Source organism: Flavobacterium sp. Root420 (assembly GCF_001427905.1).
Lineage (GTDB): Bacteria > Bacteroidota > Bacteroidia > Flavobacteriales > Flavobacteriaceae > Flavobacterium.
This window is the reverse complement of the sequence record NZ_LMEF01000012.1, coordinates 458,771-484,836: the sequence shown is the minus strand read 5'-3', so window position 1 is coordinate 484,836 and position 26,066 is coordinate 458,771. Positions and strand designations below refer to the sequence as shown.

At 35.3% G+C, this 26,066-nt stretch carries 21 protein-coding genes, 1 pseudogene and 1 riboswitch; of the genes and pseudogenes, 1 reads left to right on the top strand and 21 read right to left on the bottom strand.

Going from position 1 to position 26,066, the window contains the following annotated elements; translation table 11 throughout:
- Positions 1 to 20: 20 nt before the first annotated feature.
- The 16 genes and pseudogenes from ASC72_RS09770 to ASC72_RS09695 all read right to left on the bottom strand — a co-directional run bounded on the left by ASC72_RS09770 (position 21) and on the right by ASC72_RS09695 (position 19,356).
- Positions 21 to 1,424 carry a pyridoxal-dependent decarboxylase gene (locus ASC72_RS09770; protein WP_056190268.1) on the bottom strand — a complete coding sequence of 468 codons (1,404 nt, stop codon included), beginning with the start codon at positions 1,422 to 1,424 and terminating at the stop codon, positions 21 to 23.
- 126 nt (positions 1,425 to 1,550) lie between these two features.
- Positions 1,551 to 2,774, bottom strand: a complete 1,224-nt coding sequence (locus ASC72_RS09765; protein ID WP_056190266.1) for a dicarboxylate/amino acid:cation symporter — start codon at positions 2,772 to 2,774, stop codon at positions 1,551 to 1,553.
- Between the two features lie 82 nt (positions 2,775 to 2,856).
- Complete coding sequence (locus tag ASC72_RS09760) at positions 2,857 to 3,510, bottom strand: class I SAM-dependent methyltransferase (RefSeq protein ID WP_056190264.1); 654 nt, start codon at positions 3,508 to 3,510, stop codon at positions 2,857 to 2,859.
- Between the two features lie 198 nt (positions 3,511 to 3,708).
- Complete coding sequence (gene metF, locus ASC72_RS09755) at positions 3,709 to 4,665, bottom strand: methylenetetrahydrofolate reductase [NAD(P)H] (RefSeq protein ID WP_056190262.1); 957 nt, start codon at positions 4,663 to 4,665, stop codon at positions 3,709 to 3,711.
- A 144-nt stretch (positions 4,666 to 4,809) separates the two neighbouring features.
- A complete protein-coding gene (metH, locus tag ASC72_RS09750) occupies positions 4,810 to 7,485 on the bottom strand; it encodes a methionine synthase (protein WP_082564278.1) in 2,676 nt (891 codons plus the stop codon).
- Positions 7,486 to 7,881: 396 nt separating this feature from the next.
- Positions 7,882 to 8,010 (bottom strand): annotated as a pseudogene (locus ASC72_RS24790) (NTF2 fold immunity protein); the annotation flags it as partial.
- 205 nt (positions 8,011 to 8,215) lie between these two features.
- Positions 8,216 to 9,220, bottom strand: coding sequence for a homocysteine S-methyltransferase family protein (locus ASC72_RS09740; protein WP_056190258.1), 1,005 nt, complete (start codon positions 9,218 to 9,220; stop codon positions 8,216 to 8,218).
- Positions 9,221 to 9,557: 337 nt separating this feature from the next.
- Positions 9,558 to 9,672: riboswitch (SAM riboswitch) on the bottom strand.
- Positions 9,673 to 9,993: 321 nt separating this feature from the next.
- Positions 9,994 to 10,353, bottom strand: a complete 360-nt coding sequence (locus ASC72_RS09735; protein WP_056190257.1) for a TfoX/Sxy family protein — start codon at positions 10,351 to 10,353, stop codon at positions 9,994 to 9,996.
- A 146-nt stretch (positions 10,354 to 10,499) separates the two neighbouring features.
- Positions 10,500 to 11,552, bottom strand: a complete 1,053-nt coding sequence (locus tag ASC72_RS09730; protein WP_056190255.1) for an NAD(P)/FAD-dependent oxidoreductase — start codon at positions 11,550 to 11,552, stop codon at positions 10,500 to 10,502.
- 97 nt (positions 11,553 to 11,649) lie between these two features.
- Positions 11,650 to 12,231, bottom strand: coding sequence for a bifunctional precorrin-2 dehydrogenase/sirohydrochlorin ferrochelatase (locus tag ASC72_RS09725; RefSeq protein WP_056190253.1), 582 nt, complete (start codon positions 12,229 to 12,231; stop codon positions 11,650 to 11,652).
- A gap of 42 nt (positions 12,232 to 12,273) precedes the next feature.
- On the bottom strand, positions 12,274 to 13,047 hold the full coding sequence (gene cobA, locus ASC72_RS09720; protein WP_056190251.1) for a uroporphyrinogen-III C-methyltransferase: 774 nt from the start codon (positions 13,045 to 13,047) through the stop codon (positions 12,274 to 12,276).
- The gene (locus tag ASC72_RS09715) at positions 13,040 to 15,130 is read right to left on the bottom strand and encodes a HEPN domain-containing protein (protein ID WP_056190249.1); all 2,091 of its coding nucleotides are present in this window, start codon (positions 15,128 to 15,130) and stop codon (positions 13,040 to 13,042) included. Before ASC72_RS09715 ends, cobA begins: the two co-directional genes overlap by 8 nt.
- Before the next feature lie 146 nt (positions 15,131 to 15,276).
- Positions 15,277 to 16,521: a sulfate adenylyltransferase subunit 1 gene (locus tag ASC72_RS09710; RefSeq protein ID WP_056190247.1), complete on the bottom strand. Its 1,245-nt coding sequence runs from the start codon at positions 16,519 to 16,521 to the stop codon at positions 15,277 to 15,279.
- 164 nt (positions 16,522 to 16,685) lie between these two features.
- Positions 16,686 to 17,585: a sulfate adenylyltransferase subunit CysD gene (cysD, locus tag ASC72_RS09705; RefSeq protein WP_056190245.1), complete on the bottom strand. Its 900-nt coding sequence runs from the start codon at positions 17,583 to 17,585 to the stop codon at positions 16,686 to 16,688.
- A gap of 131 nt (positions 17,586 to 17,716) precedes the next feature.
- Positions 17,717 to 18,427 carry a phosphoadenylyl-sulfate reductase gene (locus tag ASC72_RS09700; protein ID WP_056190243.1) on the bottom strand — a complete coding sequence of 237 codons (711 nt, stop codon included), beginning with the start codon at positions 18,425 to 18,427 and terminating at the stop codon, positions 17,717 to 17,719.
- Between the two features lie 26 nt (positions 18,428 to 18,453).
- Positions 18,454 to 19,356, bottom strand: coding sequence for a sulfite exporter TauE/SafE family protein (locus tag ASC72_RS09695; RefSeq protein ID WP_056190241.1), 903 nt, complete (start codon positions 19,354 to 19,356; stop codon positions 18,454 to 18,456).
- 309 nt (positions 19,357 to 19,665) lie between these two features.
- Here ASC72_RS09695 and ASC72_RS09690 point away from each other — a divergent pair, with 309 nt between their 5' ends.
- A complete protein-coding gene (locus ASC72_RS09690) occupies positions 19,666 to 20,448 on the top strand; it encodes a sulfite exporter TauE/SafE family protein (protein WP_056190239.1) in 783 nt (260 codons plus the stop codon).
- Between the two features lie 85 nt (positions 20,449 to 20,533).
- On the opposite strand, the gene ASC72_RS09685 is transcribed toward ASC72_RS09690, so the two are convergent.
- The 5 genes from ASC72_RS09685 to thrA all read right to left on the bottom strand — a co-directional run bounded on the left by ASC72_RS09685 (position 20,534) and on the right by thrA (position 26,066).
- Positions 20,534 to 20,944, bottom strand: coding sequence for an Rrf2 family transcriptional regulator (locus tag ASC72_RS09685; protein WP_012023576.1), 411 nt, complete (start codon positions 20,942 to 20,944; stop codon positions 20,534 to 20,536).
- 140 nt (positions 20,945 to 21,084) lie between these two features.
- Positions 21,085 to 21,594, bottom strand: coding sequence for an RDD family protein (locus ASC72_RS09680; RefSeq protein WP_056190237.1), 510 nt, complete (start codon positions 21,592 to 21,594; stop codon positions 21,085 to 21,087).
- A 191-nt stretch (positions 21,595 to 21,785) separates the two neighbouring features.
- Complete coding sequence (locus ASC72_RS09675) at positions 21,786 to 22,958, bottom strand: PLP-dependent aspartate aminotransferase family protein (RefSeq protein WP_056190235.1); 1,173 nt, start codon at positions 22,956 to 22,958, stop codon at positions 21,786 to 21,788.
- 141 nt (positions 22,959 to 23,099) lie between these two features.
- Positions 23,100 to 23,525 carry an OsmC family protein gene (locus ASC72_RS09670; protein ID WP_056190233.1) on the bottom strand — a complete coding sequence of 142 codons (426 nt, stop codon included), beginning with the start codon at positions 23,523 to 23,525 and terminating at the stop codon, positions 23,100 to 23,102.
- 126 nt (positions 23,526 to 23,651) lie between these two features.
- Entirely contained in the window at positions 23,652 to 26,066 is a 2,415-nt protein-coding gene (gene thrA, locus ASC72_RS09665; RefSeq protein WP_056190231.1) for a bifunctional aspartate kinase/homoserine dehydrogenase I, read from the bottom strand.

The following is a 26,066-nucleotide window of genomic DNA, read 5'->3' as shown; positions in this document are numbered from 1 at the left end:
TAAACTGATTTATAAATATACTATAAAGCATTTAATGTTTCTTTCATTTCACCTATAACAACTTCAATATCAGTTTCGTTTGTGCGCCAGTTTACAAATGAGGCCCTGATTCCTTTACGATTTTGATACACCGTTGGCGTCATAAATACTTTTCCTTTATCATTTAAAAGCGTCAAAAACTCGCTTACTTTTTCCTGATTGTGATTTCCCTTCAAAGTAAAACAAACATTATTAAGGCGAATTGGAGCCAGCAATTCAAAATTCCCTTCTTCGATCAATTCATTTCCAAAATGCATCGCCAATGAAGTGCTATTCTCCACAATATCGCAAAAACCTTCTTTCCCGTATGCTAATAACGAAAACCAAACTGGCAATGCTCTTAAACGACGTGAATTTTCCGGCAATACATTCAAATAATTAAAATTCTCTAACGGATTTCCTAAATAAGGCGCGTTCGAATTCTGAAATGTTTCTATCTGCAAACTGGTATGCTCTTTTTTAATCAAATAAAAAGCACTTTCATAAGGTACGTTTAGCCATTTATGACAATCAATTGTGATACTGTCTGCTCCTTCCCAGCCTTCAACCAAATGTTTATACTTATCCGAAACTGCAGCAAATCCTCCAAAAGCAGCATCAATATGCCACCAGAAATTGTATTTTGCTTTTAGTTTTGAAATAGCTTCAAAATCATCAAAATCGGCTGTATTTACTGTTCCTGCACTTGAAATTAAAATGAAAGGTTTTCCATTTAAATTTTTAATATTTTCCTCTAAATCGACAATATCAATAGCTTCACGATTGCCTTCAGCAGTTTTAACTGTGGTAAAATTATTACTTCCAATTCCTAACATTGCCAATGATTTTATTGAAGAAGAATGTGGCGTTGCGCTTAATATGTTGATTGTTTCAAAAATTCCGTTTTTTGCAAAATCTTTCCCAAGTTGATTTCCAAACCATTGTCTGGCAACGCCTAAACAAGTGAAATTCGACATTGTTGCACCTGTTACAAATCCGCCTAAAAAAGAATCCGGCAAACCCAATAACTGTAATAATAAGTTAATAGTTTCAAATTCAATTAAAGCCGACGCACCACCTTGTCCTTTTATAGCTTGCGTATTTTGATCATAAACCGAAGCCAGCCAATCACCAACTATTGAAGCAGGGGTTGATCCTCCGGTAACAAATCCCCAATATCTTGGCCCTGGCGAAGCAACCATTAAAGGTGCTAATCGTTCATTAAATTCCTCCAGCGTAGCCAAAGAACCTAAACCTAATTCGTTTAATTCTCTGGTATAATCAATTGAATTTTTATTAGAAGTTGGAACATTTTCCAGGTTATTTAAAAAATCTATTCCTTGTTGTTTTGTTTTTTCTAAAATATTTTCGAGATCGTTTAGATCGTGTTGTAGTATTAAATTCATCTTGTTTTTATTTGAAAGAAGTGCTAGTTTAGTTTCACACAGATTATACAGAAAGCAGATTTAATTTTGGGATTTGGAATTTCTGGATTTGGAATTTGGAATTTTAAAAAATTGTTTTTTTTTAAACTACCATTTTGTTTTTTCGGAAAACCGCGAAATCACCATTGAACAAATCAAATCGCCATTGACATTTAATAAGGTCGCAATGGGATCGACTAATGTTCCTAAAATCATAGCAACCGGTAAAGCCTGTTCCATTGGTAATCCATAAACAGTAATAGCCAAAACTTCTCCGATATATCCTCCATTCGGAATTCCGCCTTCAACAATGGAAACAATTACCGTAATTCCAAGTGCCAAAAGTATAGTTGAAGGTTCTGTAAAATCCTTTCCAAACATGGCAAAAAGAACGGTTATTTTTAAAATGGAAGACATGCTAGAGCCGTCTTTATGCAAAGGCGCTCCGAGTGGAATAACCAGATTTCGAACATGTTTTGGGATGTTCATTTTTTCAGCCGCTTCAAGGTTTGCCGGAATTGTGGCAATACTGCTGCAAGTTCCGACTGCGGTTAAAGCCGGCGTAATATTATTGCTCCAAAATACAATGAAAGCTCTTTTTCCACCTGCAACAAAAGCATATAAACTAAAAAATACAAAGAAGTAAAAAATACAAGCGCCATAATAAACGCCCAAAGGTTTTGCATACACTCCAAATAATTGCGGCCCAAAAACCCCAACCTGATAGGCAAAATAAGCTCCCAAACCAATTGGGGCTAATTTCATAATCATATTCAAAAGTTGCTTCATGACTTCATTTCCTGAGTCCAGAAAACTTCTGAAAGCACCTCCTTTCTCGCCCGATTGCAAACTTGCAAATCCAATTAAAAAAGAAAAAATTATAAGCGCTAACATACTTTTTCGGGACAATAATTCGAAGAAATCATTTACTGTCAGCAATTGCGCTATTTGATCTCCAATACTCCCGGATTTTATATTTTCAATTGGAACTTTAGAAAGTATAATACTTTGATGAATTGGAAAGAGATAAACAGCCAAAATCATCACAATAGCAGAAATTAGAATTGTCGCCAGAAAAACGCCAATCATAATTACAAACAGTTTCCCTAACTTTTCTGTTCTTTCTAAATTGGCAATAGAAGATGCTATTGTAAAAAATATAAGTGGAATAATAGCTGTAAAAAGTAAGTTCAGAAAAATATCTCCAAGTGGTTTTATAACCAGGACATCTTTACCATAAAATAACCCTAAAATACTGCCGAGAATAATTCCGCCAAGAAGTAATAAAATACTGCTGTAGCTTTGAAGAAAATTGATTTTTTTAACCTCCATAATTTTTTAAAGTATTAGGATTTGCCGAAATAGGCACCTCAAATAAAAATCAATTAAATTACTCAAAAAAAGAGTTCAAAAACTATTTTTCTAAAACAATCGTAGTAAAGTCCCGATCAACTAATTCTCCTGTTCTGGTTTTTACTTTTTCGGTTAAAGTCTCTTTGTCTAAGATTTTAAACAGCGTTTTCTGCACTAATTGCTCTACTTTTTCAGTACTGTAAAGTTCAAATTCGAATTTGGTAAACGGAAGCTGTTTCATGAAACTTTCTTCTGCAAAAGTGATGCAGAAAACTCCATTTGGTTTTAAAACCCTGTATATTTCTGAAAGCAATTTTTCAGGTTCCTGCCAAAAATAAATGGTATTTACTGTAAATATTTTGTCAAAAAAGTCATCGTGAAACGGAACTGCGTTTCCGTCATAAAGTGAAAAGAAAGCTTGTTTTTGAGAAACAAAATTTCTGTTGATCTGGCGCGCTTCCTGAAACATTAATTCAGACATTTCAAGTCCGTAGTATTTCAGGTTCTCAGCCTGTTCGAATATAAATTCGACATGTCCCGCATTTCCATGACCTAATTCTAAAATAGAATTTCCGGCTTTTATATTGAGATTTTGAACAGAATGACGCGTCATGTTGATGTTGGTTTCATGCATCATGTTGGCCATTTCTATTCCTTTTTCTCCTGTTGGATGTTTTAGCTGAGCCGCGATTGCTTGTAATTCTTCTTTTTTCATAAAACTAAAATTAAATTCCAATTAAAAAATTCCAAATTCCAAGACATCATCGTCTTTTTTGTCATTCCGAGGAACGAGGAATCCCAACAAGTAGCTCGACAAAGATTGTCCGCTTTTCTGTGCAGAGTTACTTGCGGGGATTCCTCGTTCCTCGGAATGACAAAACTATACGCAAATGGCTAAAACGAGCAAAAACCCTTAAAAAATCTGACTCGCGATCTGGCGAATATTCTCAGATTTTCCCATAGAATAATAATGCAAAACCGGAACTCCGGCTGCTTTTAATTCAAGAGACTGCTGAATCGCCCACTCGATTCCGACTTGTTTGATCTCAGCATTATTTTTACATTTATCGACAGCATCAATTAAATCTTCAGGCAAATCGATTCTGAAAATCTGTGGTAAAATTTGTAAATGTCTTTGAACAGCAATTGGCTTAATCCCGGGAATAATTGGAATTGTTATACCAATTTCTCTTGCTTTTGCTACAAATTCAAAATATTTAGCATTATCAAAAAACATTTGCGTTACCACATAATCAGCACCTGCATCTACTTTTTCTTTTAATCTCTTTAAATCTGATTGTAACGAAGGTGATTCTAAATGTTTCTCCGGATAACCCGCAACACCAATACAAAAATCAGCTTTGTTATCGATATCCATAACTTCATGCAGATATTTTCCGCAATTCAAGTTATTGATTTGTCTAACTAAATCTATAGCAAAACTATTTCCTCCTAATTTAGGCACAAAAGATTGTTCGTCTTTCATGGCATCTCCACGAAGCGCCATTACATTGTTGATTCCCAAATATTGACAATCTACCAACATGTATTCTGTTTCTTCCTGTGTAAAACCTCCGCAAAGCAAATGCGGTACAGTATCTACATTGTATTTATGTTTTATAGAAGCGCAAATTCCAAGCGTTCCCGGACGCATACGAGTCAATTTTTTATCTAAAAGACCATTGCCTTTATCAATATAAATATACTCTTCGCGCGAAGTCGTTACATCAATAAACGGTGGTTTAAACTCCATCAACGGATCAATATTATCGTATAATTCCTGAATACTTTTCCCCTTTTGAGGCGGAATAAGTTCAAATGAGAATAAGGTATTTCCTTTGGCGTTTTCTATATGTTCTGTTACTTTCATTCTTTAGGTTATGAGTTATGAATTATGAGTTTTGAGTTGTTTGTGTAAAAAATCTGAATCAAAAACATAAATCAAATATCTTCTTGCTTTAAAATTATGAGTGAGTTCAAATCTAAAATCTACACTCTAAAATCATAAATTATTTTAATCTGCTATATTAGGGTTTAACCATTTTGATGCATATTCAGTTGAGACGTTGCGTCGTTTAGCATAATCTACAACCTGATCTTCTTTTATTTTTCCGAGTCCAAAATATTTACTTTTCGGATTTCCAAAATAATAACCAGAAACAGATGATGCTGGCCACATCGCCATACTTTCCGTCAGCGTTACCCCAATTTCTTCAGCCACATTTAAGAGCTTCCAGATTGTTGGTTTTTCCAAATGGTCCGGACATGCCGGATATCCTGGTGCCGGACGAATTCCTTTATAATTTTCTTCGATCAAATCTTCTGTAGAAAGTGATTCTTCAGGATCATAACCCCAGAATTCCTGACGTACTTTTTCGTGAAGATATTCGGCGAAAGCCTCAGCAAAACGATCGGCTAAAGCTTTAACCATAATCGAATTGTAATCGTCTAAAGCTGCCTCGAATTCGGCTGCCCATTCGTCTACACCAAAACCTGTTGTTACACAAAAAGCTCCGATGTAATCTGTAATTCCACTGTCTTTTGGTAAAATAAAATCAGACAAAGCTATGTTTGGAGCACCTTTCGTTTTTTGTGACTGCTGACGAAGCGTTAAGAATTTCTCCAACACTTTTCCGTTTTCATCACGCAATTCGATATCGTCATCGTCAACCTGATTTGCAGGGAAAATGCCGTAAATACCTTTTGCCGTTAATTTCTTTTCTGCCAAAATCACTTTCAACATTTCCTGAGCATCTGCAAAAACAGAAGTTGCCTGTTCTCCCACAACTTCATCCGTTAAAATCGCCGGATACTTCCCGAACAATTCCCACGTTCTAAAAAACGGTGTCCAGTCAATGTATGGAACCAAAACATCCAAATCAACTTCAACGATTTGTTTACCACTTACTTTTGGTTTTGTCGGTGTATATTCACTCCAATCCAATTGTAATTTGTTTTTACGCGCTTGTTCAATCGTCAGGAAGTTTTTATCTCTTGAACGGTTTAAAAACGTTTCTCTAAACGAATCGTATTCTGCACGAATATCACTTGCATATATTTTGCGATTGTGATCTAATAAATTTCCTGCAACGGTAACGGCACGTGAAGCATCGTTTACGTGAATTACAGTTTCTCTATATTGTGGAGCGATTTTCACCGCAGTATGCGCGCGTGAAGTCGTTGCTCCCCCAATCATAATCGGAATTTTAATTCCTTGTTTGTCTAATTCTTTTGCCAAATACACCATTTCGTCAAGCGAAGGTGTGATCAATCCGCTTAATCCGATAATGTCAACATTATGTTCGATCGCAGCCGCAATAATTTTTTCCGGAGGCACCATAACACCTAGATCTACAATCTCGTAATTGTTACAGGCCAAAACCACCGAAACGATGTTTTTACCAATATCGTGAACGTCACCTTTTACAGTCGCCATCAAGATTTTTCCGTTTCCTTGTTTATCTCCGGCTTGTTTGCTTGCTTCAATATAAGGCAATAAATACGCTACGGCCTTTTTCATTACACGCGCTGATTTTACCACCTGAGGCAGGAACATTTTTCCACTTCCGAATAAATCTCCAACCACATTCATCCCTGTCATCAAATTGATTTCGATAACTTCAATTGGTTTTGTTGCGGCCAAACGCGCTTCTTCAACATCTTCTTCAATAAAAGCATCAACTCCTTTTACCAATGAATGTGTAATACGCTCCTGAACCGTTCCCAAACGCCATTCCTGAATCGCTTTTTCATCACTTTTTACTTCGCCTTTTACGTTCTCTGCAAAATCTAAAAGTCGTTCTGTTGCGTCATCACGTCTGTTCAGAATTACGTCTTCAACGTGTTCTAATAAGTCTTTCGGAATATCATCGTAAATCGAAAGCATCTCCGGATTTACGATTCCCATTGTCATTCCGTTCTGAATCGCGTGGTATAAAAACACCGAGTGCATCGCTTCACGGACATGATCATTTCCTCTAAAAGAAAACGAAACGTTACTCACACCACCGCTAATATGCGCGTGAGGCAAGTTTTCGCGAACCCATTTTGTCCCTCTAAAAAAGTCCAAAGCATTTAAGCGATGTTCTTCCATTCCGGTTGCAACTGGGAAAATATTTAAATCGAAAATAATATCCTGCGGAGGAAAACCAACTTTGTTAACCAAAATATCATACGAACGCTGACAAATCTCCACTCTTCGGTCAAAATTATCGGCCTGACCTACTTCGTCAAAAGCCATGATAATAGCCGCCGCTCCGTAACGTTTGATTAATTTGGCGTGGTGAATAAAGGCTTCTTCGCCTTCTTTCAGCGAAATCGAGTTGACAACGCTTTTTCCTTGTACTACTTTCAGACCCGCTTCAATGATTTCCCATTTCGAGCTGTCGATCATAATCGGCACTCTCGAAATGTCGGGTTCTGATGCAATTAAATTCAGGAATTTTGTCATTGCCTGAACACCATCAAGCATTCCTTCATCCATATTAATATCGATGATCTGTGCTCCACCCTCTACTTGTTGTCTTGCAATATCAAGCGCCTCGTCATATTTCTCTTCCTTAATCAAGCGAAGGAATTTTCGTGAACCGGTTACATTCGTACGTTCCCCAACGTTTACAAAAACACTTTCGGGCGTAATAATCAACGGTTCTAATCCTGCTAATACAAGGTCTCTTCTTTTTTCTGCCATTTTTTCTAAGTTACTAAGGCCCTAAGATTCTAAGGTTCTGAGTTTTTTTATTCTATTTTTTATAAGGTCAAAACCTTTTATCTTTATAATCTTATTTTGGGCGTGTCCCTCCGGGTCGGGCTATCCGTTACAAGTCCTCGACCAATTTCGTTATCACTGCATTGGTCTGCGGGCTTTTCACTTCTATCCCTCACGCGGTATCGGTTTCATAAAACGATTTATTTTTTCACGATTTCAATTGTCGTTTTTGAAATAAATTTTTCAAATCTTTGAATCAATTTTATATTTCGTTCCTACGGAACTCTTGTTTTGATCCTTCATCATTTTCAACGGAATAAATTCCGTTGCTACCAACATTTCGTTCCTCCGGAACTTCTCTAAAAACGTTTAGTTTAATTATTTTCCATGCATCATATAAAGAACCTTACCGTTTTTTGCTGAGATTTTAATATCAAACACACCTCCAAAACCAATGCTATTAAAAGTACCTTCAATATGCCAAATAGAATCATTTTCTATTGTTACTGTATAAGTCTTTGATCTTCTATTTGATCTTTACCATATGATTCAAACAAAATTGGCTCTGCTATCCCAACAGCTGTCTCTTCTTTTGTAACTAAACAATCTTCACATTTAATGCTTTTTTGAAAAACCGTATTAGTCGTATAATTACAACTCATAAATATCAAACTAAACAGAAATGAAATTTTCTTCATAATTATCAAAAAGCTTACGACAATACCGGCGCAACACGTGGCTTATAATCCTTTGCAACTTCAGCAATTAATCGAATATGATCTGGAGTAGTTCCGCAACAACCACCGATGATGTTGATTAAATTATCCTCTAAATATTCTTTGATTAAGGCCTGAGTTTGTTCTGGCGTTTCATCGTATTGTCCGAATGCGTTTGGTAAACCAGCATTTGGGTGCGCCGAAACGTTGAACTGTGTATGCTGTGATAATGTTTTTAAATATGGCTTCAATAAATCGGCTCCAAGAGCGCAATTGAAACCTACGCTTAATAACGGAATATGTGATACTGAAATCAAAAACGCTTCAACAGTTTGCCCGGAAAGTGTTCTTCCTGAAGCATCAGTAATCGTTCCTGAAACCATGATTGGAATATCCAGATTGCGTTCGTCTTTTACTTCTTCGATGGCGAAAAGTGCAGCTTTGGCATTTAAGGTATCAAAGATTGTTTCTACCAAAAGTAAATCGCATCCGCCATCCATTAGCGCTTCTACTTGTTGTTTGTAAGCAATACGCAAATCATCAAAAGTTACAGCTCTATAACCCGGATCGTTTACATCTGGCGACATACTTGCCGTTCTGTTTGTCGGTCCGATGGATCCGGCCACGAAACGTGGTTTATTCGGATTTTTAACGGTGAATTCATCTGCTACTTCACGGGCAATTTTAGCCGATTCGTAGTTTAATTCGTAAACCAAATCTTCCAGGAAATAGTCGGCCATACCGATCGTAGTTCCTGAAAAAGTATTGGTTTCTACAATGTCTGCGCCAGCATCAAAATACGCAGTGTGAACATCGCGGATCGCTTGTGGTTGTGTTATGGATAGTAAATCGTTATTTCCTTTTAACGGATGCGGAAAATCCTTGAAACGCTCTCCTCTGAAATCTTCTTCTGAGAAATTATAGCGCTGCAACATTGTTCCCATTGCTCCATCAAGGATTAGGATATTTTTTTTAATTGCTTCCTGAATTGTTATTGCCATTTTTTTTGTCTTTTAGCTGCTAAGGTGCTGAGGCACTAAGATGCTAAGTTTTTATTCTATTATTTGAAACATACCTAACAGTCCCGAAGCCTCGGGATGAAAACCTGTTAGGATACTCGTTTTGATTCACATTAATTCCAAAAATTCACTATTGCCGGCTAATTAGCCCCGATGGGAGCAAATATCCTTTTATTCTGGGGTTCAGAATAAAAGATATTGTGGACAGCGGGAACGATGATGGCAAAAATGCGCCAATGATTCGCTCATGATACTGTGAATTCAGTAAAATAATATTGTAAGGTTGTCAGGAAAAGTTGAGGAAATACTTTATGTATTTGTGTTATCTATCTTTAATACTATGAATTAGTGTAAAGTAGAATTTAGCACCTTCTTTATGATAAAGGGTTGCTAAGGTTTCATCGGGTCTATCCCTCCGCCTTTCGTGATAACTTTCAATAAATTTAGGAACGGTGCAAAGGTATGAAATAGCCTTGCGACTTGCAAGTTTTTTTTTAAGGTTCTAAGGTGCAATCCCGAAGCTTCGGGACTGAGGCTCTAAGTTTGGAATTCAAATTTGTATTTGCTTACATAAAGCTCCAGCGGAGCATAATATTTATAGCCAAAAATTACCCGTTTGACCAAAGCTCCAGAGGAGCGATATCTTATTATTATAATTTAATATGTCACCCCGATGGGGTTTTAAAAACATATTCTGTTTATTCTATAAATATTCCATCCCTCTGGGATTAAATATTCTAAATTCAAATTCTTAGCTATTTTTTCTTACTTGCTTTTGCAAACGGATTAAAATCTAAACAAAGCTGTAACCAAAACTCTAAATCCTTATTTCTTTGCCAGCCATTTTCTGTGACGAAAATGTAGTTTTTCATTGGTCTTTCAGAGCTTGACATTGGTATTATATCGTCTCTTTCTATTGCATCTGCATAGACATTATCATCAATTCTGCAAAGCAAGAGATTTTCTCCCGTTTGTTTGTCAAGTCGGGTTCCGCAGCACATTTTATTGTCTACCATAAAAACAAGTCCGCCAAACATTTTCTTTTCGAAAAAGTCAGCTTCTTTATGCTGTAGAAACGTTCGGATTCGTTGTGCATTATCTTCGTCGAAAGCCATTTTTTTAAGGTTCTAAGATTCTGAGTTACTAAGATACGAAGTTTTGAAATTAATATTCCATAAAAGACCGTAAACGAGAAAGGTTCTGAGATGCTAAGTAAAAAACTTAGAACCTCAGAACCTTAGTATCTTAGAAGCTTTAAAAACTAAACTATCGCTTTAACGACCGCTTTTGGCGCTTCTTTACGTGTTCCGTCGAAACCGTCTACTCCGGAAACTGTTGTATATTTCAATACATATTTTTTACCCGGATTGATAATTTGGTATGCTGCCTGGCACATTAAAGTTGCTTCGTGGAAACCACAAAGGATCAATTTTAATTTCCCTGGGTATGTGTTTACGTCTCCAATCGCGAAGATTCCCGGAATATTCGTCTGGTAATCTAAGGCATTGTTTACTTTAATGGCGTTTTTTTCGATATCTAATCCCCAGTCTCCAATTGGACCTAATTTTGGTGTCAATCCGAAAAGTGGAATAAAGAAATCTGTTTCGATTTTACGGTGTGCTCCGTTTTCTTCGATATCTAAAGACTCAACATGCTCAGCACCGTTGATTCCGATTACTTCTGCCGGTGTAATTAATTTAATTTTTCCAGACGTTTTTAATTCCTGTACTTTTTCTACAGAATCTAAAGCTCCTCTAAATTCATTTCTTCTGTGAATTAAAGTTACTTCTGAAGCTATATTCGCCAAAAAGATACTCCAGTCTAAAGCTGAATCTCCTCCTCCGGCAATTACAACTCTTTTATCTCTGAATTTCTCTGGATTTTTGATGAAGTATTTTACTCCTTTATCTTCATAAAACTCGATATCCTCAATAAGTGGCTTACGTGGCTCAAAACTTCCTAAACCTCCAGCAATAGCAATAACTGGCGCGTGAAATTTAGTTCCTTTATTTGATGTTACAATGAAACTTCCGTCTTCTTGTTTGTCGATTGTTTCAGCTCTTTCTCCTAATGTATAACCTGGCTCAAACTGCTTAATTTGCTCTTGTAGGTTATCAATTAAATCTCCTGCTAAAACTTCCGGGAAACCAGGAATATCATAAATAGGCTTTTTTGGATACAATTCTGAAAGTTGTCCTCCTGCTTGTGGTAAAGCATCTAAAATATGACATTTTAATTTCAATAATCCTGCCTCAAAAACGGCAAATAAACCTGTTGGCCCTGCTCCAATTATAAGTATATCTGTTTTAATCATTATGGTTGTTGTTTATAATCATTCTTAATAGCACAAAGAAACGAATAAATTATTTTACTGCCAATGATTTTTGTCATTGATTTCTTTGCGTAATTTTCTACTCTTTATTTTTTAATGAAGCGGTAATTTCGTTCATCCTTTTAACCTTGTCTTCAAAATTGCCTTTCAGTGTCTTTCGGTATTCGTTCAGATTTTCAACCATTTGATTGATGTCTTCCGGAATTACCTCTTCGAAAAACTCTCGCAATCTTTTGGCAGTTGTTGGCGATTTTCCATTGGTCGAAATGGCGATTTTTACATTTCCTTTCGTTACGATTCCGCCTAAATAATAATCACATAAATCTGGCGTATCTGCGATATTGCAAATCAAATAACGCTTTCGGGATAAATCGTATACCTTTTTGTTAACTTTTAAATCATCGGTACAAGCGATTACCATATGGCGTTTTTTGAGCATTTTCTTTTTGAACTTCGATTCCGTCAATTTAATTGAAGGATGATTTTCTGCTAAAACTTTAATTTCTAAATGAAAGTCGGGCGCTACCACCTCAACATTTGCATTTGGACTTGACTTCAGCAAAAAAGAAAGCTTCTCTAATCCAACATTTCCTCCACCCACAATCAACACATTCAGATTGTGCAGCTTTAAGAATATTGGATATAATTCATTCTGTTCCATTTTAATTTATTTTCATCTAATCAAAATTAGATGATTTATATCTTATCGAACGATTTCTTTTGATAGAAATTCTTCGTAAAAGCCTTTTAATTTATTGCTTTCTCTCACCACTTCTCCGAGAACTATAATCGCTGGCGAACTTAGTTTCTTCTCTTTTACAATTTCTAAAATCGAATTTACGGTTCCAACTCCTATTTTTTCATCAGCCGTTGTTCCGTTTTGAATGATCGCTACGGGCAAATCTCCTTTGTTTTCTTTTTGAAACAAATCGATAATTTGAGATAATTTGTGCATTCCCATCAAAATAACCACTGTTGCTGATGACTGTGCGGCCAAGGCTACATCTACAGATAATTTTCTATCAGAAGTTGTACCTGTAATCGCCCAGAAACTTTCTGAAACACCTCTTTTTGTAATCGAAATTCCCTGACTTGCGGGAACTGCCACTACCGAAGAAATTCCAGGAACAACAACAGTCTCGATTCCGAAACTTTCAATAAATTCTATTTCTTCGCCTCCACGTCCAAAAATAAACGGATCACCGCCTTTTAGTCTAACTACATTTCCGTAAGTCAAAGCGTTATCAACAATTAATTGATTGATCTGATCTTGCGTATAAGCGTGATTTCCAATTTTCTTCCCAACAAAAATTTTGATGGCATTTTTGGATGCGTACGCTAGTATATCTTCATTGGCCAATGCATCGTACAAAACCACATTCGCTTCAGCCAATGCTTTTGCGCCTTTCAGCGTAAGCAAATCCGGATCGCCGGGACCTGCACCGACTAAAGTTACTTTTGGTTTGATATTAAGCATTTGCTAATTCTTGAGCTCTATATTTTTCAATGGTATCAAAAAATGCAATTCCTTCCTGAATGTATTGTTTTGCAAAAGCTTCTGAAGGCTCATTTTTATTGATTTGATACACTAATTCTTTGAATGATGTTGGCAATTCAATTTTACCAGTTGCGATGAAAACAGTATCAAACAAATCAACAATTCCTGCGTGATTGTTTGTTTTTTCGTTTTCAGATAGTAACAATGCTTTTGCACCATTTACAAATCCGGCGTAAGCATGATAAATAGAGTCTGACCATTTTCCTTCGTCGAAAGATTCTTGTGCGAAAGTCAATTTATCTTTAGCTTCTAATAATAAAGTCGCCACTAAATCGATCACAACACCGGCACATTCTCCAACTCCAACTGCTTTTACATAGTTATCGGCGTTACCCCAATCCACAAAATCAGCATCGGTTAAATTGGTTACATCTGCGAAAGGTTTCAAAATTTCATAGAAATATTTCTCTCCTTTTTGATCGTAATAGTTTAGGAATTTTTCTCCGTTTGCATTAGCATCAAAATCATTTAAGATGGTACGCAAAGCATCTGGTCCTCTTCTGCTTGGGATTTTGATTACTTTATCAGCAAAACGTCCTTCTCCATTTCCTAATCTTCCTCCGCCTAATAAAACCTGTAATGCCGGCGCAACTAATTTTCCTGAATTGATTGACATACCCTGAAAACCAATTGCAGACATGTTGTGTTGTCCACAAGCGTTCATACAACCAGAAATTTTAATTTCGATTTCGCGGTTGTTTAAGTACTGCGGATATTCTGCGCTTATCACTTTTTCCAATTCTTCTGCAATACCGGTACTACTTGCAATCCCCAAATTACAAGTATCAGTACCGGGACATGCCGTAATATCAACTGTAGAATTGTAACCTAAATGAACAAAATCCAATTTGGCTAATTCCTGGTAAAAGAAAGGAAGATTCTCTTCTTTTACATGACGTATTACAATATTTTGACGCAATGAAAAACGAAGTTCATTTGCTGCGTAATTTTTAATTAAAGCGGCTAATAACCTAGCTTTATCCGTATAAAAATCTCCTAATAAAATTTTGATTCCAATAGCATAATAACCCGCTTGTTTTTGAGCAATTACATTAGATTTTTTCCACGCTTCATAAGCTGCAGTATCTTCAATTGTAACTTGTGGCACTTCTAATAAAGGCTCCGGAATTGGACCGTCAAAAGCAGTGGTGTCAATTTCGTAGGTTTCAAAAGCGATTGCTTTTTTCTCTTTTTCAACTAAATCAAGAAAAACATCTCTTCCCATCTCTTTGATTAAGAATTTCATACGCGCTTTCATTCTTTTTGCACGCTCGCCATATCGGTCAAAAATACGGATGATTCCTTCTGCTGTCGGGATGATTTGATTTACCGGAATAAATTCTGAAAGCAACTCGGCGTGGGCTGGCTGTGAACCCAAACCTCCACCAAAAACAACTTTAAAACCTTTTTCGCCATTTACAATTTTTGGAATAAATCCTAAATCGTGTAAATAACTCAAAGCCGTATCTTCATCAGATGATGAGAACGAAATTTTGAATTTACGTCCCATTTCCTGACAAATAGGGTTTCTTAATAAATATTGAAACATGCCGTGTGCATAAGGCGAAACATCAAATGGTTCGTTTACATCGACACCTGCCAATTCACTTCCTGTAATATTTCTAACCGTGTTACCACAAGCTTCACGTAACGTAACATCGTCTTTAGCTAAATTTGCCCAAAGTTCTGGTGTTCTGTCTAAACTCACATAGTGAATCTGAATATCCTGACGCGTTGTAATATGTAAACGTCCTGTAGAATATTCGTCAGAAACCTTAGTGATACGCACCAATTGCTCGCTGGTAACTTTACCGTAAGGCAATTTAATACGAATCATTTGAACGCCTTCCTGACGTTGTCCGTAAATTCCACGTGCTAAACGAAGACTACGAAAACGCTCATCATCAATTTTTCCTCCACGGAATAAATGAATCTTTTTTTCTAAATCGATAATCTCTTTTTGAACTATCGGATTTTCTATTTCTGTTCTAAAACTTTCCATTTTCTTTTGGGCTTTAGGCTTTAAGCTTTAGGCTCTAAGCTTTTTTACATTCTTGCTTTAGGCTTTAGGCAGTAAGCTTTAAGCTTACCTAAATACCTGGATATTTTTTTGAGCTTATAGCCTATAGCTTAAAGCGTACTGCAGGTTTATCTAATAAATCCTACTCCTGCTGTCGTGTTCGTTGCGGTATCAATTAAGATGAAAGCTCCGTTTGATTTATTATCGTTATAAGCATCAAAATATAAGGGCTTGCTTAATTTGATGGTTACTTCTCCAATTTCGTTGATCGCTAATTGCGATGCTTCTTTTGTTCCTGAATAATCGGTTGAGATGGTATTTTTAATACTTTCTACTTTTGCTAAAACGGAGTTGGTGTTGTGTTGTACAATATATTTTGTACCTGCAACCAGTTTTTTACTGTCCATCCAACAAACTGTTGTATTGATTTCTTTTTCAATTTTTGGAAGTTCTGATGATTTTACAATCATATCACCTCTTGTCACATTGATATCATTTTCTAATTCGATTGTGATGGATGAACCTGCAACAGCTTCATCAAATGTTTTATCGAAAAAGTGAATTTTTGAAACTTTTGATTCCGTTAAAGAAGGAAGAACTGTTACAGCATCTCCAACTTTAATAGAGTTTCCGTATAATTTTCCGGCGTAACCTCTAAAGTCGTGGTATTCTTCTGTTTTTGGACGAATAACTGTCTGAACCGGGAAACGTGCTTTTCCTGCTTCAAAAACATCTGAAGCATGTAATCCTTCTAAATGTTCCAATACCGTTTGACCATCATACCATGGCATATTCTCCGATTTATCAACTACGTTTCCACCGTTGATTGCGCTTAACGGAATGTAACTTACGTTTTGCTCTTTGAAAGTACTTTTAGCATTTAATGCCTGAAAATCGGCTTTGATTTTGTTGTACACTTCTTCAGAATAATCAACTAAATCCATTTTATTGATCGCAACGATTACCTCTTTTACTCTCAATAAATTATTGATAAAAAAGTGACGGTAGGTTTGCTCAATTACTCCTTTTCTGGCATCAATTAAAATGATAGAAACCTGAGAAGTTGAAGCTCCTGTAACCATGTTTCTTGTATATTCTACGTGACCCGGAGTATCGGCAATAATATAACTTTTCTTTGCAGTCGAAAAATAAATATGTGCTACGTCAATCGTGATTCCTTGCTCTCTCTCTGCTACTAATCCGTCAGTTGCCAATGAAAAATCAAGATAATCGTACCCTTTTTGTTTACTGCTTTTTTCGATTGCCTCGATTTTATCTGTAGTCAATGATTTTGTATCGTACAATAATCTTCCGATCAAAGTACTTTTTCCATCATCTACACTTCCTGCTGTTGCTATTTTTAAAACTTCCATTCTAATATTTTTGTTTCAGGTTTAAATTTTTTGTTTCAGGTTTCAAGTTTCAAGTTGCTTACCTTTGAACTTAAGTTTAAATCTGTATGTTTTTGTTTTTCTGATTTTGACTTTAATTACGTTCCGAATTGCATTAATAATTTACAATTCACAATTAATAATTATTAAAAGTATCCTTGTTGTTTTCTTTTCTCCATTGCAGCTTCAGAACGTTTATCGTCGATTCTGGCTCCTCTTTCAGAAATAGTTGAAGTTCTGATTTCTCCAACAACTTCCTGAATTGTTGCTGCATAAGATTCAACAGCGGCTGTACAACTCATATCTCCAACGGTTCTGAAGCGAACAATTCGTTCTTCGATTTGTTCGTCTTCCTCTTGGTACACATAAGGAGAATGCGACCAGATTAAACCGTCTCTCAAAAAAACTTTTCTTTTATGTGAAAAATAAATTGATGGAATCTCGATGTGTTCTTTTTCGATATAACTCCAAACATCTAATTCTGTCCAGTTTGAAATTGGAAAAACACGAACGTTTTGGCCATTTTCTATTTTCCCGTTCAAAATATCAAACAATTCCGGACGTTGGTTTTTTTCATCCCATTGACCAAAATCGTCACGAACTGAAAAAATACGTTCTTTAGCTCTTGCTTTTTCTTCATCACGACGCGCTCCGCCAATACAGGCATCAAACTTAAATTCTTCAATTGCATCTAAAAGTGTAATGGTCTGTAAGCTGTTTCTACTAGAATATTTTCCAGTTTCTTCAACCACTTTTCCTTCGTCAATAGCATCCTGAACATTACGAACGATTAACTCCAATCCTAATTCTTCTACCAATTTATCTCTGAAAGCAATTGTCTCAGGAAAATTATGTCCTGTATCAACATGCAAAAGAGGAAACGGAATTTTAGCGGGGAAAAAAGCTTTTTGCGCCAAACGTACCAATGTTATAGAATCTTTTCCTCCAGAGAAAAGTAAAACCGGTTTGTCAAACTGTGAAATTACTTCTCTGAAAATGTATATTGCTTCACTCTCTAAAGCGTTTGTTTTTAATACTGAACTCATTGTGTTTTTTTGTTTCAAGTTTCAAGTTTCAAGTTTCAGGTTGCAAGTTTTGTGGTGTACTCTGAAATTCTCAACTATTGTTTTATTCTATTCTCTTGTCTCTTGCTTCTATATTCTTTGCTCTATTCTCTTTACTCTTTCTTCGCGCTGTGCAATCCACATTCTTTATGACTTGATTCCCACCACCATCTTCCGGCTCTGATATCTTCACCAGGAAAAATGGCTCTTGTACATGGCGCGCATCCTATACTTACGAAACCTTGTTTGTGTAAAGCATTTTGCGGAACATTATTTTCTGACAAATACGTTTCAACTTCTTCTAAAGTCCACTTTAATAATGGATTGAATTTGATGATTTCAAAACCTCCGTCATATTCAAAAAGCTGAAGATCATTTCTATTTTCAGATTGTTCAGCTCTTAAACCTGTGATCCAAACTGAATTTCCTGCCAAAGCTTTCCTTAACGGAACCACTTTTCGGATGAAACAACATTCTTTTCTATTCTCAACCGAATCATAAAAACTATTTGGTCCTTTTTGTTTTAATAAATTTTCCACTGCTGTTGCTTCAGGAAAATAAACCTCAATTTGTTTTTTATACTTTTTTAATGTCTTATGAAAAACATCATAAGTTTCCTGAAACAATCTTCCGGTATCTAAGGTAAAAATGGCAATATCCTGATTACTTTTTGCAATGAAATCTGTAATTACCTGATCTTCCTGACCAAAAGATGTCGAAAAAATCACTTTTCGCGGATATTCTTCAGCTAGAAAAGCCAAAGTTTCATCAAGCGAAAGATCTTTTGTTCTATCTAATAATGATTGTATAATTGTCGCGTTCATATTCTCTTTTCCTTTCTAAAAATTGATTACAATAATTTAGATAATGTTTTTAAACTCAATAATATAATTAGGATTCCAACCGCAATCATCATTGGTTTTCTTTTGATTTTATTTACCAGATAAGCTCCTAGTGGTGCTGCAATTACTCCTCCTATAATTAAACCAATAATAACCTGCCAACCGTGAATTCCTCCAAAAAGCATGAACGTAATTCCGCTTGCAAATGAAACTGCAAATTCAGCTGCGTTTACTGAACCAATAGTGTAACGAGGATTTCTACCTCTTCCTAACAATGTAGAAGTTACGATTGGCCCCCAGCCTCCGCCGCCAACTGCATCCATAAAACCTCCAAAAGAGGCAAGCACTCCTAATTTTTTGGTTTTCTTTTTTATAATACTTTTTTTCAATGCTTTTCTAATAATGATGATCGCCAAAACAATCATATAAACTGCAATAAATGGTTTTATAACATCGCCATTTATTACATCTGACAACAAATAAGCTCCTGTAATTGATCCTAAAACTCCCGGAATCAACAAATGCTTTACCAGTTTTTTATTGATATTCCCAAATCTATGATGCGAAATCGCAGATGCTCCGGTTGTAAACATTTCTGCAACGTGAACTCCCGTACTACTAATTACCGGTGGTACTCCGTAAGCCAACAAAAAAGAAGTTGAAGTCGCTCCGTAACCCATTCCTAATGTTCCGTCTACCAACTGTGCAAAAACACCAATAAAGAAAAAAACTAAAAACTCCTGATTAAATCCTGAAACAAAATTGTTCCATGAAAATTCAGCATGATGATTATAGACTAATACAGTCAATAAACCTACCAACAAAACAACAGGTATAATAACCCATAGTCTTTCTTTTAATGACGTATCAGACTTAACATCAACACTATTTATTTTTAATTCCTTTTCCATATTTCTACTATTCTTTTTTATAAAAATCCATTACCCTATCGGCTTAGTAGATTACTTTGCAAAAATACTATTTATTTCTAAATATCAAAACAATATTTTTATTTTTTTAACCCTCTAAGAATCCTTTAATTACATCTTAGAGAGATCTTTAAGGCTTTAGCGGATTATTTTAACAAATAATACTTTATTTCGATGTATTCAAACAATAAATACGCAAAGAATATTTGGTTTTTAAATACATTTTTTAAAGTCTACCATTTCCATAGGATAATTATAAAATTGTTGTTATTTTTACGGCAAATTTTTATTATGGATTTTCAAATCGGTCTTGTTATAGCGGGTTTACTCGTTGGTTTTGTAGTGGGGTTGACAGGTGTTGGCGGTGGTTCTTTAATGACACCCATTTTATTGTGGTTTGGTATCCCTCCGACAACAGCCGTTGGTACCGATTTATTATATGCGGCTTTTACTAAAATGGGAGGCGTATTTGTACATCATAAAAAAAGTAATATCAATTGGCAGATAACGGGCTGGCTTACTTTAGGGAGTGTTCCTGCTGCTTTACTTACTTTATGGATTTTACATAGCATTAAAACAGATATTTCTACTATAAATGCCGTAATCAAATACAGTTTAGGCTGGGCACTTCTTTTTACATCAATAGCTATTTTGTTTAAAAAGAAGCTTTTAGTGTTTTCTCAAAAACATGCGGGAGATAAATTTCATAGCGAAAGCCACACTCAAAATATGTTGACTATCGGAATTGGCGTATTGTTAGGAGCAACAGTAACACTTACTTCTATTGGTGCAGGCGCGTTAGGAACCGTTACTTTATTTTTCCTTTATCCGCTTTTACCAACGCCACGTTTGGTTGGGACAGAGATTGCTCATGCCGTACCTCTAACTCTTGTTGCCGGAATAGGGCACGCCTCTATGGGAAATTTAGATTTAGGATTATTAGGCCAATTATTAATGGGATCACTTCCCGGGATTTTTATAGGAAGTATGTTAAGCGGAAAAGTTCCTGATTTATTATTAAGAAACGCTATTGCAGTAATGTTATTTTTGGCCGGATATAAATTGGTTTTTTAGAAGAAAGAATCCATTAAAATATAAAAAAAAGACCTTTTCGATTTCATGATAGTCTTTTTTTATGATTTATTTGGAACAGAATTACTTAAAAAGCAATATCTGCCAAAGAATTACTCTCAAGAATTTTAAGGGTATTATCACGAACCTCAGTCATTAAACGTCTTGCGGCACAGGTTGATTCATCGTCGCAATCATCACATTTTTCATAAAAATTATGACTGGCACAAGGCAAAAGTGCTATTGGCCCTTCGAGAATTCGGTACACTTTGGCCATGCTGATATCTTTTGGATCTTTGATCAGATAATAGCCACCGCCTTTTCCTTTTTTTGCTCCCAGAAAACCAGAGTTCCGAAGTAGCAATAAAATACTTTCCAGAAATTTAATCGAAATATGTTCGCTTTTGGCAATTTCAGCAATTTGTACAGGTTCGTTATTTTCGCGTCTGGCCAAATAAGTTAAAGCTTTAATTCCGTATTTTGTTTTCTTTGAAAGCACGTTTTAAATATTTTAGATTTTAGAATGTAGATTTTAGATTTCTGAAACATACATTCTAGATATTTTTCTGCCACAAAAATATGCTTTTTGAACGAGAAAATAATATAATGAGTAACTATATTCTACTAAATTAGTATAGTTTAACTTAATTCGGTTTCCGGAACACCAATTAAATTGAAATCATGAAACGATTTTACACTTTCATCCAATCCTTTTTTACTTACAACATAGGTATCAGAAATAGAATCATGCCAACCTCTTGAACCTCCTAAAAAAGTAAAGGCATCAAAAGGGATGTAACGACATAAGCTTCTTTTAAAAATTGTTCCAAAGCTAGGTTTTTCTCCATTTTCATCTACAACAACAGAGCCTGTAATAAATTTGCCTACAGACCGGCCAAACAATCCTTCCATAATAGTATAATAAATTATGGACACAGTGATAGCTACAACATTCCATCCCAAATCACCCAAACCGTCGACCCAAAGACCGAGCGCAGTCATTCCTAATAAATTTGTTAAAATTCCTAATACTGCTCCAATTGCAATTAAGACAACAAAAAAAGAGACAAGATCAATAATGTAATTCAAAAAACGTGTTCCACTGGATACCAATAATGTATCATCTAAAATGTAAGTAGAATTGCTCATAAGCGGTTAAGGTTATTTTTAAGGTTAAGAATATTTTTTGATTTCGTTACAAACAAAAATATACTTTTTACTGAAACAATTATTAAATAAAATAACGATTTTCAACAGTAAAATTACAGTCAAAAATCGTTATTCTAAGTATTTATAAGTTGATTTGAGATAGTCTAAAATCTAAAATCAACAATCTGAAATTAAGAAAGTGCCTGATCTAAATCGGCAATAATATCTTTTACTGTTTCTAAACCTACAGAAACACGTACTAAACCTTCTGTAATTCCTACTGCCAGCTTTTCTTCAACAGACAATTTACTATGTGTTGTTGAGGCCGGATGCGTTACAATTGTTTTTACATCCCCAATATTTGCTGAAAGTGAACATAATTTAATTTTATCTAAAAATTTTCGACCTGCTTCAAGACCGCCTTTAATTTCGATTGCAATAATGTTACCGCCTAAAAGCATTTGTTTTTTGGCAATCTCATACTTTGGGTGTGATTTTAAAAACGGGTATTTCACACTATTTACATTTGGATGATTTTCTAAAAACTCAGCCACTTTTAGAGCATTTTCACAATGTCTGTCAACACGAACAGCCAAAGTCTCTAAACTTTTTGACAAAACCCACGCATTAAATGGTGACATTGCCGGACCTGTATTTCTTGAAAACAAATATATTTTGCGAATTAGCTCCGCTTCTCCAACTGCAACTCCTCCCAAAACACGACCTTGTCCATCCATTAATTTTGTTGCTGAATGAATTACTATATGGGCACCATATTTAATAGGTTGTTGAATGTAAGGCGTCGCAAAACAATTATCAATTATTAATATCAAATTATGCTTTTTTGCAATCGCGCCTAACAATTCTAAATCCACTACATCTACACCTGGATTTGTCGGTGTTTCTGCGTATAAAATTTTAGTGTTTGGTTTTATAAAACTTTCAATAGTTTCCGGTTTATTGATATCAAAATAGCTTGTTTCAATTTTCCATTTTGGGAAATAAGTCATGAACAGCGCATGCGTCGATCCGAAAACGCTTCCTGCAGAAACAATGTGATCTCCAGATTCTAACAATGCAGCAAACGTAGAGTATATCGCAGCCATACCGGTTGCAAAGGCATAACCAGCTTCAGCACCTTCCATCGCGCAAACTTTGTCAACAAATTCTGTTGTATTTGGATTGCTAAAACGAGAATAAATATTACGTACTTTTTCTTCTGTAAAAGACGCTCTCATATCTTCTGCATCTTCAAATACAAAACTTGATGATAAATACAACGGAGTTGAATGTTCCTGAAATTGTGTTTTTTCTAAATGTGTACGGATGGCCTGGGTTTCAAAACCAAATTCTTGTTCGTTCATTTTAATTTTTGTTTTTTTTTTGTTTCAAGTTTCAGGTTTCAGGTTTATACGTGAGCAAAAACATGATTTGAAACTTAAACAAGTGAATCTTTTTAGCCAATTTAAAAATTATCTAATTCTCTAATTGACTCATTTTCTAATTTATAGTATTTCGTTGTTCAAGACAACTTTATACTTAATTGTAGCTGTTGGCTCTACAGTTTTGGCAACTGAGCAATATTTCTCGAAAGAAAGTTGTGCTGCTCTTTGTGCTTTTTCTGGATTGATGTCGCCTTCTAAATAGAAAACCACATTAATTTCCTTAAAAGGTTTTGCCTCTTCAATCTGAACACGCTCGCCTTCAACCTCAGCATTAAATGAGGTGATTTCCTGACGTTGTTTCTTTAGAATCGAAATCATATCGATAGCACTGCATCCTGCAACGCCCATCAATACTAATTCCATTGGACTTGCACCTAAATCGCTTCCACCAAATTCGGCTCTGCTATCAACATCAACTACATGACCTCTTTCATTTTTTAGTTTGAAATGAAACGCGTCGTTTACTCTGTTTAAGGTTACTTTCATTTTTTTTGTTTATTGAACGCTGATGACGCGGATTTTCAAACGCGGATCTCAACTGTTTTTTTGTTTTTTGTTTTTGTGGTTCGAGTTCAACAATCTAAAATCAGAACTCTAAAATCTAAAATTATTTTATCCTTTATCCGACAATCTCAAAATATCTCCAAAAACGCCTCTTGCAGTAACTGCAGAACCTGCACCGGCTCCCTGAATTACAATTGGACGATCTCCATAAGATTCTGTATAAATTTCGAAGAAAGAATCAGAACCTTTCAATCCGCCTAGCGCCGTATCTGAAGGGACAGAAACTAATTTTACTTCAAGAATTCCTTTGTCATTCTGCAAATCTCCAGACAATTCTCCAATGTATCTTAATACATGATTTGGCTTTTGATCTGCTTTTATTTTCTCGTAAATTGGATCGAATTCTTTTAGTTTCGTTAAGAAATCAGACACATTTCCGTCACGTAAATGTTCCGGAATTAAATTCTGAATGGAGATCTCTTCAAATTCATTCTGTAAATCTAATTCTCTTGCTAAAATCAATAATTTTCTTCCCACATCATTTCCGCATAAATCCTCACGCGGATCTGGTTCTGTATATCCGTTGTCAATTGCTTCTTTCAAAATTTCGCTAAACGGAACCTCTTTAGCAGAAAAATTATTAAATAAATAACTCAAAGTTCCAGAGAAAACACCTTTTATTTTAGTAATATTTTCTCCTGAAAGGTGTAATAATTTTATAGTATCAATTAATGGTAAGCCAGCACCAACATTGGTTTCATACAAATAATTCTTTTGATTATCTGCCAAAGCTTTTCTTAATTCTTTATAAAAACCATAACTCAATGTATTAGCTACTTTATTCGAAGAAATCAAATCGAAACTACTTTCTACAAGCGGAATATAGTTTTCTACGAAAGTCGCACTTGCGGTATTGTCGATCGCAATTAAATTCTCTAAATGATATTCATTTGCGTAGTCAATAATCTCTTTTATTGTATATCCTTCACCTTTACTGGTAATATCATTTTTCCAGTCTGAAGCTACTCCGTTTTTATTTAAAAGCAGTTTTTTAGAATTCGCAATTGCAAAAACATTCAGCTTAACACCTTTACGTTTTTCAATAGCCGAAGCCGATTCTAAAATCTGGTTGATTAAAGTTCCTCCAACTAACCCGTGTCCGAAAATAGCAATGTTGATTTTTTTAGAAACTCCAAAAATCTCTCCGTGAATTACGTTTAAGGCTTTGTTTAGTTCTTCTTTCTTAACAACTAAACTCACGTTTTTACCCGTTACAGTGTTGTTAAATAAAATTGGAACTATTTTATTTCTGATTAAGGCGGTATAGGGTTTATGGAAAGTACTCAAATCCTGACCAATAATCGAAATTACCGATACATTATCTGTCACCGTAATTTGATTTACATCCTTAGAATAAAAGTCGTTTTCAAACTCTTTTTCTAATTCGACCATTGCAGTTGTTGCTTTTTCAGTTGCCACAACAAGCCCAATTCCTCTTTCTGAAGAACCTTGCGAAATGATACTCACACTGATATTATGATCGCCCATAACTTTGAAAATTCGGGCATCAACTCCGGCTTTTCCAAGCAAACCTCGACCTTCAAGATTTACCAAAGAAACATTTTCTAAAACTGATAAGGTTTTAATTCCTTCTTTAGCAGAATCTGAGGTAATTAAGGTTCCGCGATTTTCATGATTGAACGTATTTAAAATACGAAGCGGTATATTTTTTTCCAATAACGGAATAATGGTTTTTGCATGAAGAATTGTTGCACCAAAATTAGCCAACTCGTTTGCTTCATTAAAAGACAAATATTCGATTTTTTTGGCATCAGCAACTAAATCAGGGTTTGCAGTGTAAATTCCGTCAACGTGTGTAAAGTTTTGAAGTTCTTCGGCATCTAAATAATTTGCAATTAATGATGCTGTGTAATTACTTCCGTTTCTTCCTAAAGTGGTTGTGTCGTTGTTATTATTTGATCCGATGAAACCTGTAACGATATTCACAGTTGAGCCGTTATGAAGCTTGAAATAATTGATTACGTTTTTCTTAGAAAGCTGTTCTAATGGCTGTGCATCACCAAATTTTGAATCGGTTTTAAGTAATTCTCTTGTGTCTACAAAATTTGCCGGAATTCCTTTTCCAACTAAAATTGAAGTCAGTAATTTAGCAGAAAGCAATTCGCCTTTAGACAAAATCTGATCTTTAATTTTATTGCTGTAATCACCAATTAAGCTTACACCTTCAAAAAGCTTATCTAAAATATTAAACTCTTCTGATAAATCGACTTCCGGATAATCTGAAGTCTGATACGCTTTAAAACTTTCTAATAAAGGTTTGTAGTTTCCGTTTTTCGCTGCAATTCTTAAAATATCTTCTAATTCATCTGTAGCATTTCCTCGGGCCGAAACTACAACGGCAATTTTTTCTCCTTGATTTACTTTATCAGAAATGATTGAAACTACTTTGTTTAGTCCTTCTCCGTTTGATAACGATTTACCTCCAAATTTTAATATTTTCAT